Origin of the sequence: Aeromonas sp. V90_14, assembly GCF_029967615.1 — a bacterium.
Taxonomy (GTDB): domain Bacteria; phylum Pseudomonadota; class Gammaproteobacteria; order Enterobacterales; family Aeromonadaceae; genus Aeromonas; species Aeromonas hydrophila.
Genome location: NZ_JASCAS010000043.1, coordinates 168200 through 181305 on the forward strand (window position 1 = coordinate 168200; position 13106 = coordinate 181305).

The following is a 13106-nucleotide window of genomic DNA, read 5'->3' on the forward strand; positions in this document are numbered from 1 at the left end:
TTCTCGTTTGTTCATCGGCAAGGAGTCACTCATGACCATGTGGACCGGTATCGTGCTGATCGTCTTCATCAGCGCACTGTTCGGTTTTCTCAGCAAGCGGGCCCGCTACCAGCTGGGGGATATTCGCATCACCGACCGCCTCGGCAAACAGGACGTGCTCATCAATCAGCTGCAGGAGCGCATCGCCAATCTGGAGGCCATCGTCATCGAGGAGGAGAAGAGCCGCCCGTTCAAGGAGCTCTGATCCGGCAAGCCGGGCGGCAAACCGGCCAGCCCCCGGGCTGCAAGGGTTTGCCGCCGCTCCCTCCCACGCTCACCCGCCTCCTGCCAGGCAAAAACTAAATTCACAGCAGGATCAGTCCCCTGCCATTTTCAGGCTGAATTTTCGCCAAGCTGGCCCATTCCCTGCTCCGTCATGACATCAGTCGTACGGAGAGTGACATCATGATCGCCATCAGCACCCTGCTTCCCCTCGCCTCCCTTGCCCTCAAGCTCGGCAGCAAGCTGCTCGGCGATGGCACGCCACAGGCCAAGGCCGAGCCCCCCGTCCAGGAAGAGCGGCTCGCCCCCACGGTGCAGAGCCTGTTCCAGCGGCTGGGGGTCAAGGATGCCAACAGCGAGCAGAACCGCCCCGCCATCAACCACTTTATGGGGGCGCTGATGCAGACCTTGGGCCAGGAGTACTCGGGCCAGTCGCTGCCCCAGGCCATCGACGCCGCCCGCACCCAGCTGGCCGACAGCACCCAGAGCACCCGCCTCGACGCGCTGCAGAGCGAGCTCGACACCCTCAAGGGATCCCTTGGCAACAGCGATCTCAACCTCGATCAGCTGCTCTATGCCTTCAAGCAGACCCTGCCCAATGGCAAGGGGGAAGGCGTCGGCAAGTTTTTTAATGCAACAGCTTAGTTCTGTTAATTTGATAATGCTTTCGTGTAATTAATATCACTATTTATCAATATATGGTACCCATTGAGCCTATGGATGACGGCCCCCATAATTTCCGTATCTATCCCGATTTTTTCGCCTAGAGAAAATATAAGTAATGTCTCGATAAAAACAGTCTTCCTTGTTAATTCTTGCTCATTGATATAAAAGTCGTTTGCGTGTGTCATGTCATTTCTAAGAGTACATATATCTTTGATGTCTTCTGAATTTAGGTTCCATTCATTAGTTATTGTTGTCGATAATGTCCTATAGAAGTCAGATATAAATTTCTCAGTGTTATATTTGCTTCTATTGAAACGAGGTATTCCGTTCAAAAATGATGATACACCTTTACTATTATTGAAGTATCTCCTCACGAATGGTTTTACTCGTTTAATTAATGCATTAAGTGCATCTGGATCCAGATGACATTTTGTCTGATAACAGAGAGACTCTAGTAGCCTGAAGTAACCTAAGAATCTCTCCTCTATATTATTCATGCGCCTGTATTTTAAGAATTTAACGAATAATGATTTATGTTTTTTCTCTAATGCGAAAAATTTTTCAAAAACATGAATGGGAAGAGAAGGTAGCCCAATGGTATCAAATGCAAGATCGTGCCCAAGAGGGAAGAAATTATATGGGGATCTTTCTGCTCGATGTTCAATGTTGGTTGGGAAATAAAGATATCCGAGCATTCTTTGGCTATAGTGTTCAACATGCAACGCGACTTTTTTTATAGGAAAGTCACCTCCTATAACAAAACATAGGAATGAATAAATATCATCAAATAAATGTTTTATTGAAGAAAGGTTTTGGTCGTTTCTGAAGTGCAAACTCAACGATGGGCGATATTCAAATCCATAGCTAAAATCTTTAAAAGATTGGTAGGTCGATAGATTATATCCAATAGATAAAAACATATCCTCATTCACACAACATGATATTTGGTTTGCATCAAATTCATGAGTGAATAAGTTTTTACCTTGACGATGAAGCTCTATTATTTCTTGTTGTTTTTTGGTAATTCCAATCCAGGAGCTTAGTATGTCTGAATGTATATCTATACATTCAACACCAAGCTTTTCGTTATAATAACTTGTAGGGAGAAAGATCAGGTACCCGACAGAGTATTCACACTCAAAAAATGTTGATTTTCCATCAAGATTTTTACTGAAGCCACGGATAGGTTTTAAGTTATACGCTATAAAGGTGCTTGTGAATGAACCACAAATCAATTCATCTTCAGGTATTGATAAAAATGGAAACTCTCTTCCGCTTCTTGTTTCTCCTGTAAATTTTATTGTGATATTACTTGGAGACAAAGATAGTTTACCTGCAAAACTATTTTCATTATATTTCCATGTAACATTGATGGCTTGATTTTCATCTAGGTGTAAGACCTCTTTCCTAAAAGCTTCCATTCTAATATCTCGAAGAGTTTTATTCTTTAATAGCACACGGTTAATAACATACCGATTAATAATGAAAACGGCAACCGAGGTTGCCGTTTTGCTTTCTATTTCGGATGACTATTACCGTGGATTAACCCGCCCGCTTGGCCAGCCAGGCTTCGGCGGCGACCAGTGCGCCTTCGATCTGCTCGCGGGCGACGCCGCCTTTGGCGACCCGCTTGGCCAGGGTAGCTTCCAGTTCCAGATTGGGGTAGACGTCGAACTCGATCACCGGGCTGAAGCGCTGGAACTCGCCGATGGTCAGCTCTTCCAGCGGCTTCTTCACCTGGATCGCGTAGACCACGGTCTCGCCGACGATATGGTGCGCCTCACGGAACGGAATGCCCTTGGCCACCAGATAGTCTGCCAGCTCGGTGGCGTTGGCGTAGCCCCCCTGGGCCGCCGCCATGGTGCGCTCGCCGTTGACCTTCAGATCGATCAGCACCAGCGCCGCCATGTCGAGGCAGTCGTGCCAGGTGTCGAGGGCATCGAACAGCCCCTCTTTGTCTTCCTGCATGTCCTTGTTGTAGGCCAGCGGCAGCGCCTTGAGGCTCATCAGCATGCCCATCTGGGCGCCGACCACCCGGCCGGTCTTGCCACGAATAAGCTCCAGCGCATCCGGGTTCTTCTTCTGCGGCATCAGCGACGAGCCGGAAGTAACCGCATCGGAGAGCTCGACAAAACCCGCCTCGCCGGTGTTGTAGAAGATGAGATCTTCGGCAAAGCGCGACAGGTGGGTCATGGAGAGGGACGCCACGTGCATCAGCTCCACCACATGATCCCGATCGGAGACCGAATCCAGGCTGTTGCGGGTCGCGCCGGCAAAGCCCATGTCGAGCGCCAAGGCTTCGCGGTCGATGGCGTAGGCGGTGCCCGCCAGCGCGCCGCAGCCGAGCGGGCTGGTGTCGAGGCGCTTGAGGGCATCCTGCAGCCGGGAGTAATCCCGCTCCAGCATCTCCACATAGGCCAGTGCCCAGTGGGCGTAGGTGACCGGCTGGGCCCGCTGCAGGTGGGTGTAACCGGGCAGTACCGCGGCCTGATTTTCGCGAGCGGAGGCGACCAGCCCCTGTTGCAGGGCGGTGATGGAGCCAAGCAGCAGCTCGCCCTGGGCCTTGCACCAGAGTTTCAGGTCGGTGGCGACCTGATCGTTGCGCGAGCGGCCGGTGTGCAGCTTCTTGCCCAAATCGCCGACGGCGGCGATGAGCTGGCTCTCGACCCAGGAGTGGATATCTTCGGCATCCGAGCTCAGGATCTGCTGGGGATCCTGCTGCACCGAGGTGAGCAGCACTTCCATCGCCTGCTGCAACTTGCCCTGCTCACCCTCGGTCAACACGCCCACCTTGACCAGCGCTTTGGCCCAGGCCATGGAGCCTTGAATATCCTGCTCCGCCAGCCGGTAATCGAACCGCAGCGAATCGTTGAACTGCTTGAACCGGCTATCGGCTCCCTGACTGAAGCGTCCACCCCAAAGTGCCATACTGCTCTCCTTGAATGCGTTGTCGGCGACGCCCTTGCGCCTGCCGTACTGGCGCAGCCCCTTGGCCTGCGCGCAAAAATCTTGCCCTGTATTTTTCTGCATAACAGTGCGGTGGTGAGCGACGCTGTTGCCGTTAAACACGTCACATCCAGCAGCTACGAACCGATCCCCTCTCCCTCTGGGAGAGGGCTAGGGTGAGGGTAATTCCCCCTCATCCCCGACCCTTCTCCCCTTGTTTTTCAAGTAGGCGGGAGAAGGGAGAAAATACGTCAGCATCGTATTCACACAGCCCCTGTTATCGCACAGAAGCGGCCGGGGCGCTGCCGCTCTGCTCACACCCCATTGATACAAGAGGGGGCAATGCCCCCTCTTCGGTACCAGCGGATTAAACTCCAGCGGCTTAGCCGTGGGTGTGATCGCCACCGATGGCCTGATGCTGCTCCTTCATGGCGCGGATCCGGCTGGCCAGGGTGTAGAGACGGATAAAGCCTTCGGCATGGCTCTGGTCGTACACTTCGTCGGCGCCGAAGGTGGCGAAGTCTTCGGAGTAGAGGCTGTTCGGCGACTTCTTCTGCACCGCGGTGACCTGACCCTTGTACATCTTCAGCACCACTTCACCGTCCAGATCTTCGGCAATGGCGTTGGCAGAGGCGACAATGGCCTTGCACAGCGGGGTGAACCAGCGACCGTCATAGACCAGGTGGGAGAACTCGGCCCCCAGCTTTTCCCGCCAGGCGCGGGTCGGGCGATCCAAGACCAGCTCTTCCACGGCGCGCAGTGCGGCGACCATCACGGTACCGCCCGGGGTCTCGTAACAGCCGCGGGACTTCATGCCCACCATCCGGTTTTCGGTGATGTCGATGCGGCCCACGCCGTGCTTGCCGGCACGCTCGTTCAGGGTCATCAGGATCTGGTGCGGGCTGAGCGGCTGGTCGTCAACGGCCACCACTTCACCCTGGGCCACGGTCAGCTTGACGTACTCCGGCTGATCCGGTGCCTGCTCGGCGGGCACGGTCCACTGCCAGACCGCTTCGGACGGCTCGTTCCAGGTGCTCTCCAGCTCACCACCCTCGGTGGAGATGTGCCAGGCGTTGGCATCGCGGCTGTAGATCTTCTTCAGGGTCGCCTTGCAGGGGATGTTGCGGGTCTCCAGGTAGGCCAGCAGATCTTCCCGGGAGCGCATGTCCCACAGACGCCAGGGGGCGATCACTTTCAGCTGGGGCGCCAGCGCGGCCACCGCACCTTCGAAACGCACCTGATCGTTGCCCTTGCCGGTGCAACCGTGGGAGATGGCATCGGCCCCTTCCGCCAGCGCGGCCTCGACCATCGCCTTGGCGATCACCGGACGGGCCATGGAGGTACCCAGCAGGTAGGTGCCCTCATAGACGGCGCCGGTCTTCAGGGTCGGGTAGACGTACTCTTTGACGAACTCTTCCCGCAGATCCTTGACGATGCACTTGGTGGCGCCGGAGGCGATGGCCTTTTGCTCGATCCCTTCCAGATCGTCACGCTCCTGACCGACGTCGGCGACGAAGGCGATGATCTCCGCATCATAGTTTTCCTTCAGCCAGGGAATGATGGCCGAGGTATCCAGTCCGCCCGAGTAAGCCAGTACGATCTTGTTGATTCCGCTCATTTACTTCTCTCCATGATGATTCGATAAAAGGGTGTTATTTGGGGTCGGTTGCCGTTATTTGTGCCCAAGCAGGCTCAGCAGCACGGCGTTCTGGATATGCATCCGGTTTTCTGCCTCGTCCATGATGAGGGAGCCAGGCCCGTCCATGACCTGAGAGGTGATCTCCAGCTCCCGGTGCGCCGGCTGGCAGTGCAGCACGTGCTGGATGCCGGTACGGTCGAGCAGGGCCTGGTTGATCTGATAAGGCATAAAGATATCTTTTACCTGCTCCATTGGCGTGTTGTCACCCATGGAGACCCAGGTATCCGTGTAGGCCACGTCAAACCCTTCGATGGCCGCCACGTCGTCGCTGATGTGGATGGTCGCACCGGACTGGGCTGCCAGCGCCTGGGCCTGCAGGAAGATCTGGGTATCCGGGCCGTGGCCTTTCGGGCAGACCAGGGTCACGTCGGTGCCGAGGGTCGCTCCCAGCAGCAGCAGAGAGTGGCTGACGTTGTTGCCATCGCCGAGGTAGGCAAGCTTCACCTTCGACAGATCGTCGTAATGCTCGGCAATGGTCATAAAGTCCGCCAGCCCCTGACAGGGGTGATAGAGGTTGCACAGGCTGTTCACCACCGGCACAGTGCCGTGCTCCGCCAGCTCGACCAGGGTCTGGTGATCGAACACCCGGGCGACGATGGCATCACACCAGCGCGACAGGTTGGCGGCGAAATCCTTCACCGATTCCCGTTTGCCCAGCGCGCCGTTCTGCTGATCCAGATAGACGCTGTGGCCACCCAGCTTGGCGATGCCGATGTCGAAGGTGACCCGGGTACGCAGGGAGGGTTTCTCGAACAGAGTCACCACGCTCTTGCCCGCCAGCGCCTGGCCGTACTTTTTCGGATCGGCCTTGACCGCTTTGCCCAGCGCAATCAGCGCCTCGATCTGGGCCTTGCTCAAATCACTGTCTTTCAGAAGATGTTGCATCGGATATTCCTTGTTCCGGTGGAGATCAGAGGGTGACCTGGGTGCCGACGGCGCCGCCAGCCAGCAGCTTGAGCAGCTGATCCGGGTAGCGCCAGCTGGCGACACAGACCGGTTTGCCCAGGGTCTCGGCGGCATGCAGGGCGGCTTTCACCTTGACCGCCATGCCGTCGCTGATCACCCCCTTCTCCATCAGATCCAGCGCGGTCACCTTGTCGAGCTGAGGCACCAGCTTGCCCTTGCCATCCAGGATGCCGCTCACATCGGAGAGCATCACCAGATCGGCGCCCAGCGCCTCGGCAATGGCGGTGGCCGCCTGATCCGCATTGACGTTCATCAGCTGCCCCTGAGCCGTGATGCCGATGGAGCTCACCACCGGCAGGAAGCCTTGAGCGAGGATGCCCGCCACCAGCGCCGGATTGCCCGGCTGGCAGTCACCCACGGCGCCGAGCGCCGGGTCGAGCTGGGTCACCTGGCACAGACCGCCGTCCGCCAGACAGAGCCCCACCGCCGGGATGTCGGTGGCGATGGCCTTGGCCATCATCATCTTGTTGGCGGTACCAGCCAGCGCGCCGGCGATGAAGGGGATCTGCTCGAACGGGGTCACCCGCAGACCGTTCTTCTTGGTGGAGGTGAGACCCAGCCCCTTGAGCAGGTCATCCACCAGGCAGCCGCCGCCGTGCACCAGCACCAGGGGTCTGTGCTGCTCGTCCAGAAAGGTTTTGAGGGTGGCGAACAGGGCGGTCAGCGCCTCGTCGTTTTCGATCAGTGCGCCACCCAACTTGATTACCAGAGTCTGCTTGTCCATCGTTGCGATCCTTCCTTGAGTCCTTAAATCAGGCCGGTGGCCGGTTCAAATCCGAATTTGATATTTATGCACTGCATGGCCTGGGAAGCGGCGCCCTTGAGCAGGTTGTCGATGGCACAAACCACCACCAGCATGTTGCCCTGCTGTTGCCAGGCGAGGTCGCAGTACGGGGTGCCCGCAACACCACGGATGGAGGGCATCTGGCCGGTCAGACGCACCAGCGGCTTGCCTTCGTAGGCCTTGAGATAGGCCTGATCCACTTGAGTGGGGGTCACGCCGTCCGCCAGCTGCACATAGATGGTGGCCAGGATGCCGCGCACATAGTTGCCAAGGTGGGGCTGGAACAGCACCTCCTTGCCGAGGTGGTGGCTGATCTCCGGCTGATGCCTGTGATTGAAGGTGCCGTAGGGATTGAGGCTCACCTCGCAGAAGCTGGTGTTGATGGCCGCCTTGCGACCGGCCCCGGAGACCCCGGAGACGGCATTGATGATGGGCTGCCACCCCTTGGCAATCAGTCCTGCCTGCTGCAGCGGCTTGAGAGCACACAGAGAAGCGGTCGGGTAGCAACCTGGCACCGCAATCAGCTGGGCCGCCTTGACCGCTTCGGCATTCCACTCGGCCAGGCCGTAGGCGGCCTGATCCAGCCACTGCTCGCTCTCGTGGGTGAAGCCGTAGTAAGAGGCGTAGAACTGCTGATCCCTGACTCGGAAGGCCCCGGAGAGATCAAACACCGGCAGCCCCTTGGCGAGAAACTTCGGCGCAAGCTCGGCGCTCACCTCGTGGGCGGTGGCCAGCAGCACCAGATCGGCCTGGGTCAGGATCCGGGTCATGCCATCTTCGTCCAGCGGCAGCAGCGGCTGATCCAGCGCGCCGACCCACTGGGGATGCAGAGAAGAAAAACGCTTGTGGGCGTCCTGGCTGCCGGCGGAAACATAGAGGCCGAACAGCTTGAGTTGTGGATGGTTCTGGACCAGGGCGGCCAGCTCGGCTCCCGCGTAGCCACTGGCACCGACGATAACGGTGTTAAGCATGTTGAGTATTCCAAGTCAGAGTTCGAGATTCACAGCATGGTGCTGCGGTGCACAAGGGGGTTCGATGCCCCATGCACAAGTGCGGAGGGGCAATTCAGGCGGGTGTGTGTCGTCGGTTATAGATCAGGTGACAGAACATTAACTTTCCCTTACAACTAGAAGCCTTGTCGATGAGCCACGTATTCAGGCAAACTTACAGAATATTCATGCACTCACTTTGCATTTGTATTTTCTAACAGAAACATTCCGGGGAAGCAAGGAGGAGCAGGTGGCCAATCTGGATTTTTTTTCACTCTACAAGAATATTATTGCGATTCCGTCCATCAGCAGCACGGATCCCCGCTGGGATCAGAGCAATGAGGCGGTGATCCGGCTGCTGGCCGACTGGTTCGGTCAGCTCGGTTTTCAGTGCGAGGTGACCGCCCTGCCCGATCTGCCGGGCAAGTTCAATCTGGTGGCGACGATAGGTCACGGCGAAGGGGGGCTGCTGCTGGCGGGCCACACCGATACGGTGCCGTTCGACGAAGGCGCCTGGCGCAAGGATCCCTTCAAGGTGACCGAAGAGGGCAACCGCCTCTATGGCCTCGGTACCATCGATATGAAGGGCTTCTTCGCCTTTATCGTCGAGGCGCTCAAGGAGATCGATCTCAAGACGCTCAACAAGCCGCTGCGCATTCTGGCTACCGCCGATGAAGAGACCACCATGGCGGGGGCCCGCGCCATCGCTGCCGCAGCCGAACTAAAACCCGACTACGCGGTGATCGGCGAGCCGACCGGGCTGGTACCGGTGGTGGCCCACAAGGGGCACATGTCGGAAGCCATCCGCATTACCGGCAAGAGCGGTCACAGCTCGGATCCCGCCAACGGCGTCAACGCGCTGGAGATCATGCACCAGGCCATGGGCCAGGTGCTCAAGCTGCAGCACAGCCTGAAGGAGAAGTACGCCGACCACAGATTCGCCGTGCCGCAGCCGACCCTGAACCTCGGCTACATCCAGGGGGGTGACAGCCCGAACCGCATCTGCGGTTGCTGCGAACTGCACATCGACATGCGCCCCACCCCGCAGGTGGGCCCCGACGAGCTGATGGGCATGCTGAAAGAGGCGCTCTCCCCCATCGAGATCCACCAGCCAGGCTGCCTGCACCTGCAGCACCTGCACGAGCCGATCCCCGCCTACGCCTGCGCCGATGACTCCGAGCTGGTGCGCGAGGCCGAGCGGGCAAGCGGCCGGGCCGCCGAATCCGTGAACTATTGCACCGAGGCCCCCTTCATCCAGCAGCTAGGTTGTGAAACCATAGTGCTGGGCCCCGGCCACATCGCCCAGGCCCACCAGCCGGACGAATATCTGGATCTGTCGTTCGTCAAACCGACCACCCGCGTATTGCAGCACCTGATCCGCCGTTTCTGTCTCTGAATTGACGGGAATGTAAGTAAGTTACATGACATCGCACCTCGGGACTGGTGATGGAAATACATGTTCTGAATCGGCCTGTTATTTGACCTTGCGCAGACAATCTGGGTAGATTGTCACCCTAAGATGACGGAGCATATGTTGTAATCGCACAACAATAAGTGAGGTCGTCTCTCACCCCGGATGGGTGTCAGGCACCAACAAGATAAGGATGTGGAATGAACGAAAAGTACGCCGCACTACGCGCCAACGTAGGCATGCTGGGTCAACTGCTGGGCAAGTCCATCAAGGATCATCAGGGACAGGCCTTCCTCGACAAGATCGAAACCATTCGCCAGCTGGCCAAATCCTCCCGCAAAGGCAATGAGACAGACCGGGAACGTCTGCTCGATACCCTGCGCAACCTGAGCGATGACGAGCTGCTGCCGGTGGCCCGCGCCTTCAGCCAGTTTCTCAACCTGGCCAACGTGGCCGAACAGTTCCACACCATCTCCCGTCGCTGCGAAGAGCAGGTCTGCACCCCGGATCCGCTCGAGCAGATGTTCGACAAGCTGAAAGCCTCCAACCTGTCGCAGGAGGCCATCATCCAGGCCGTGCGCGAGCTGGACATCGATCTGGTGCTGACCGCTCACCCCACCGAGGTGACCCGTCGCACCCTGATCCACAAGCACGTACAGCTCAACGACTGCCTCGAGGCGCTGGAGCTGTCCGATCTGCTGCCCCGCGAGCGGGACAAGATCCTCAATCGCATCGAACAGCTGGTCAACCAGGCCTGGCACACCAACGAGATCCGCGAACAGCGCCCGACCCCGGTGGACGAGGCCAAGTGGGGCTTCGCCGTGGTGGAAAACAGCCTGTGGCCGGCCATCCCCGAATTCATGCGCAATCTGGACGAGCGGCTGCAACACCACCTGGGTGTGCGGCTGCCGCTGGATGCCGCGCCGGTCAAGTTCACCTCCTGGATGGGCGGTGACCGCGACGGCAATCCCTTCGTCACCGCCAAGGTGACCGCCGAAGTGCTGGAGCTGGGCCGCTGGATGGCGGTGAGCCTGTTCTACAAGGACATCAAGGAGCTCACCTCCGAGCTCTCCATGTCCGACTGCACCGACGCCGTGCGCGAGCGGGTCGGCGATCACCCCGAGCCTTACCGCGCCCTGGTACGCGAGCTGCGCGAACAGCTGCGCGAAACCCAGGAGTTCCTCACCGCCAAGGTGCAGGGCCAGGCGAGCGAGAGCCGGGATCTGGTCAAGACCACCGCCCAGCTGCGCGAGCCGCTGGAGCTCTGCTACCACTCCCTGCACGCCTGCGGCATGGGCAACATCGCCGATGGCATGCTGCTGGACGTGCTGCGCAAGCTGGCCTGCTTCGGTATCCACCTGGTTAAGCTGGACATCCGTCAGGATGGCGAGCGCCACGGCCAGGTCTTCTCCGAGCTGACCCGCTACCTCGGCATGGGTGACTACGCCGAATGGAGCGAGGACGACAAGCAAGCCTTCCTGCTCAACGAACTCAACTCCCGCCGCCCGCTCATCCCGACCGACTGGGAGCCGAGCGACGAGACCCGCGAGACCCTGGACACCTGCAAGGTCATCGCCCAGCACGATCCCGATGCGTTCGGCATCTACATCATCTCCATGGCCGGCGCACCGTCCGACGTGCTGGCGGTGCAGCTGTTGCTCAAAGAGGCCGGCTGCAAGTTCCGCATGCCGGTCGCCCCGCTGTTCGAGACCCAGGAAGACCTGATGGCGGGTACCGCCGTGATGGAGCGCCTGCTGTCGGTGGACTGGTATCGCGGCTACATCCAGGGCCGTCAGTACGTGATGATCGGCTACTCTGACTCCGCCAAGGACGCGGGCATGATGGCCGCCGGCTGGGCCCAGTACGCCGCCATGGAATCCCTGGTGGCGCTGGCCGAGGCCAACAACCTGCGCCTCACCCTGTTCCATGGCCGTGGCGGTACCGTCGGCCGTGGTGGCGCGCCTGCCCATCAGGCCATCCTGTCGCAACCGCCGGGATCCCTGCGCGGTGGCCTGCGGGTCACCGAACAGGGCGAGATGATCCGCTTCAAGTTCGGCCTGCCCAAGGTGGCCATCCAGAGCCTCAACCTCTACACCAGCGCCGTGCTGGAGGGGAACCTGCTGCCGCCGCCCAAGCCCAAGGAGTGCTGGCGCGCCGTGATGGAGCAGCTGGCCTCTGTCTCCTGCGATCACTACCGCAGTATCGTGCGCGGTCATCCGGACTTCGTGCCCTACTTCCGCGCCGCCACCCCGGAGATGGAGCTCGGCAAGCTGCCGCTCGGCTCGCGCCCCTCCAAGCGCAAACCCAACGGCGGGGTCGAAAGCCTGCGCGCCATCCCCTGGATCTTTGCCTGGACCCAGAACCGGCTGATGCTGCCGGCCTGGCTCGGCGCCCACAAGGGGTTGCAGCAAGCCATCGCCGATAGTCAGAAGGGTGTGCTGGAAGAGATGAGCCGTCAGTGGCCCTTCTTCCGTACCCGCCTCGAGATGCTGGAGATGGTGTTCCTCAAGGCGGACGTCTGGCTGGCTGAATACTACGACACCCGGCTGGTGCCCAAGGAGCTGTGGGGCCTCGGAAAACAGCTGCGTCAGGAGCTTGCCGACTCCATCCAGGTGGTGCTGGAGCTGCGCCCGCAGGGCGACTTGCTCGACGACCAGCCCTGGATCAAGGAGTCCATCAAGCTGCGCAACCCCTACACAGACCCGCTCAACGTGCTGCAGGTCGAGCTGCTGGGCCGCTCGCGCAACCATGCCGAAACTCTGCATCCCGAGCTGGATCAGGCGCTGATGGTTACCATCGCCGGTATTGCTGCCGGTATGCGCAACACGGGTTGATGGCTGACAGGCTGCAACGCACATAGAAAAAGGGCGCCATATTGGCGCCCTTTTCGCAGGTATTTGATTGCCGCATAATCGCCTCATCTTCAACGGAGGACACCTTTCCATGCGCCTGCTCTGTCTGCTGGCTCTCTTCGCCTCTTTCACGGCGAGTGCCAATAGCGCCGATACCATCGCGGTCTGTGATGGGCTGATAACCAAAGCCAAAACCTATTCTTCCATGCCGCCGGCCACCCTCAAAAAGCTCAGGGACTTGACCATGGAGGCAACACTGGAAGATTTTCGTCAGGAGTATGGTTCCGCCGTCGATGATGCTATGACTCAACTGCTGGCCACCAACCTCTCTCGGGAACAGGCGCAATTCCAGCTGCTCCGTCAGCTGCGCATCTTTCAGGGCATGTTGATCAACATGGGGTTGAACCTGAATGGGGTTGAGGATCCCGCCCCATGGGAGAAGTTTCGTCAGGACTGCATCGCCTCAAACGGCCAGTGGCCTGCCATGTGATTGCCTGCACTGCACTTGTTGCTCCCCCTTGTCCCTCGTATC

General features: G+C 58.9%; 11 protein-coding genes. 5 read left to right on the plus strand and 6 right to left on the minus strand.

Annotation, left to right across the window (positions count from 1 at the left end; all coding sequences use genetic code 11):
• Positions 1 to 31 precede the first annotated feature (31 nt).
• Both QLG02_RS17605 and QLG02_RS17610 read left to right on the plus strand, forming a co-directional pair.
• Positions 32 to 244, plus strand: coding sequence for a hypothetical protein (locus QLG02_RS17605; protein WP_282465759.1), 213 nt, complete (start codon positions 32 to 34; stop codon positions 242 to 244).
• A gap of 200 nt (positions 245 to 444) precedes the next feature.
• Complete coding sequence (locus QLG02_RS17610) at positions 445 to 906, plus strand: hypothetical protein (protein ID WP_282465760.1); 462 nt, start codon at positions 445 to 447, stop codon at positions 904 to 906.
• A 5-nt stretch (positions 907 to 911) separates the two neighbouring features.
• Here the strand turns inward: QLG02_RS17610 and QLG02_RS17615 are convergent, their stop codons facing one another.
• The 6 genes from QLG02_RS17615 to argC all read right to left on the minus strand — a co-directional run bounded on the left by QLG02_RS17615 (position 912) and on the right by argC (position 8293).
• Positions 912 to 2348: a HEPN domain-containing protein gene (locus QLG02_RS17615; RefSeq protein WP_282465761.1), complete on the minus strand. Its 1437-nt coding sequence runs from the start codon at positions 2346 to 2348 to the stop codon at positions 912 to 914.
• A 121-nt stretch (positions 2349 to 2469) separates the two neighbouring features.
• Positions 2470 to 3855, minus strand: coding sequence for an argininosuccinate lyase (gene argH / locus QLG02_RS17620; RefSeq protein ID WP_282465762.1), 1386 nt, complete (start codon positions 3853 to 3855; stop codon positions 2470 to 2472).
• Between the two features lie 400 nt (positions 3856 to 4255).
• A complete protein-coding gene (locus tag QLG02_RS17625) occupies positions 4256 to 5491 on the minus strand; it encodes an argininosuccinate synthase (protein ID WP_016349361.1) in 1236 nt (411 codons plus the stop codon).
• Positions 5492 to 5545: 54 nt separating this feature from the next.
• Positions 5546 to 6457 carry an ornithine carbamoyltransferase gene (locus tag QLG02_RS17630; protein ID WP_282465763.1) on the minus strand — a complete coding sequence of 304 codons (912 nt, stop codon included), beginning with the start codon at positions 6455 to 6457 and terminating at the stop codon, positions 5546 to 5548.
• 25 nt (positions 6458 to 6482) lie between these two features.
• Positions 6483 to 7262, minus strand: a complete 780-nt coding sequence (gene argB, locus QLG02_RS17635) for an acetylglutamate kinase (protein ID WP_045790715.1) — start codon at positions 7260 to 7262, stop codon at positions 6483 to 6485.
• A gap of 23 nt (positions 7263 to 7285) precedes the next feature.
• The gene (gene argC / locus QLG02_RS17640; protein WP_282465764.1) at positions 7286 to 8293 is read right to left on the minus strand and encodes an N-acetyl-gamma-glutamyl-phosphate reductase; all 1008 of its coding nucleotides are present in this window, start codon (positions 8291 to 8293) and stop codon (positions 7286 to 7288) included.
• A 268-nt stretch (positions 8294 to 8561) separates the two neighbouring features.
• On the opposite strand from argC, the gene argE reads away from it, so the two are divergent.
• The 3 genes from argE to QLG02_RS17655 all read left to right on the plus strand — a co-directional run bounded on the left by argE (position 8562) and on the right by QLG02_RS17655 (position 13064).
• Complete coding sequence (argE, locus tag QLG02_RS17645) at positions 8562 to 9707, plus strand: acetylornithine deacetylase (protein WP_045529046.1); 1146 nt, start codon at positions 8562 to 8564, stop codon at positions 9705 to 9707.
• 215 nt (positions 9708 to 9922) lie between these two features.
• The gene (gene ppc, locus QLG02_RS17650; RefSeq protein WP_282465765.1) at positions 9923 to 12556 is read left to right on the plus strand and encodes a phosphoenolpyruvate carboxylase; all 2634 of its coding nucleotides are present in this window, start codon (positions 9923 to 9925) and stop codon (positions 12554 to 12556) included.
• 109 nt (positions 12557 to 12665) lie between these two features.
• Complete coding sequence (locus QLG02_RS17655) at positions 12666 to 13064, plus strand: hypothetical protein (RefSeq protein ID WP_042066175.1); 399 nt, start codon at positions 12666 to 12668, stop codon at positions 13062 to 13064.
• The last annotated feature ends 42 nt before the right edge of the window (positions 13065 to 13106 follow it).

Bases quoted from the DNA above. Each gene is read 5' to 3' on its own strand.
- QLG02_RS17605 (WP_282465759.1), top strand. From the start codon at position 32: ATGACCATGTGGACCGGTATCGTGCTGATCGTCTTCATCAGCGCACTG.
- QLG02_RS17610 (WP_282465760.1), top strand. From the start codon at position 445: ATGATCGCCATCAGCACCCTGCTTCCCCTCGCCTCCCTTGCCCTCAAG.
- QLG02_RS17615 (WP_282465761.1), bottom strand. From the start codon at position 2,348: ATGGAAGCTTTTAGGAAAGAGGTCTTACACCTAGATGAAAATCAAGCC.
- argH (WP_282465762.1), bottom strand. From the start codon at position 3,855: ATGGCACTTTGGGGTGGACGCTTCAGTCAGGGAGCCGATAGCCGGTTC.
- QLG02_RS17625 (WP_016349361.1), bottom strand. From the start codon at position 5,491: ATGAGCGGAATCAACAAGATCGTACTGGCTTACTCGGGCGGACTGGAT.
- QLG02_RS17630 (WP_282465763.1), bottom strand. From the start codon at position 6,457: ATGCAACATCTTCTGAAAGACAGTGATTTGAGCAAGGCCCAGATCGAG.
- argB (WP_045790715.1), bottom strand. From the start codon at position 7,262: ATGGACAAGCAGACTCTGGTAATCAAGTTGGGTGGCGCACTGATCGAA.
- argC (WP_282465764.1), bottom strand. From the start codon at position 8,293: ATGCTTAACACCGTTATCGTCGGTGCCAGTGGCTACGCGGGAGCCGAG.
- ppc (WP_282465765.1), top strand. From the start codon at position 9,923: ATGAACGAAAAGTACGCCGCACTACGCGCCAACGTAGGCATGCTGGGT.
- QLG02_RS17655 (WP_042066175.1), top strand. From the start codon at position 12,666: ATGCGCCTGCTCTGTCTGCTGGCTCTCTTCGCCTCTTTCACGGCGAGT.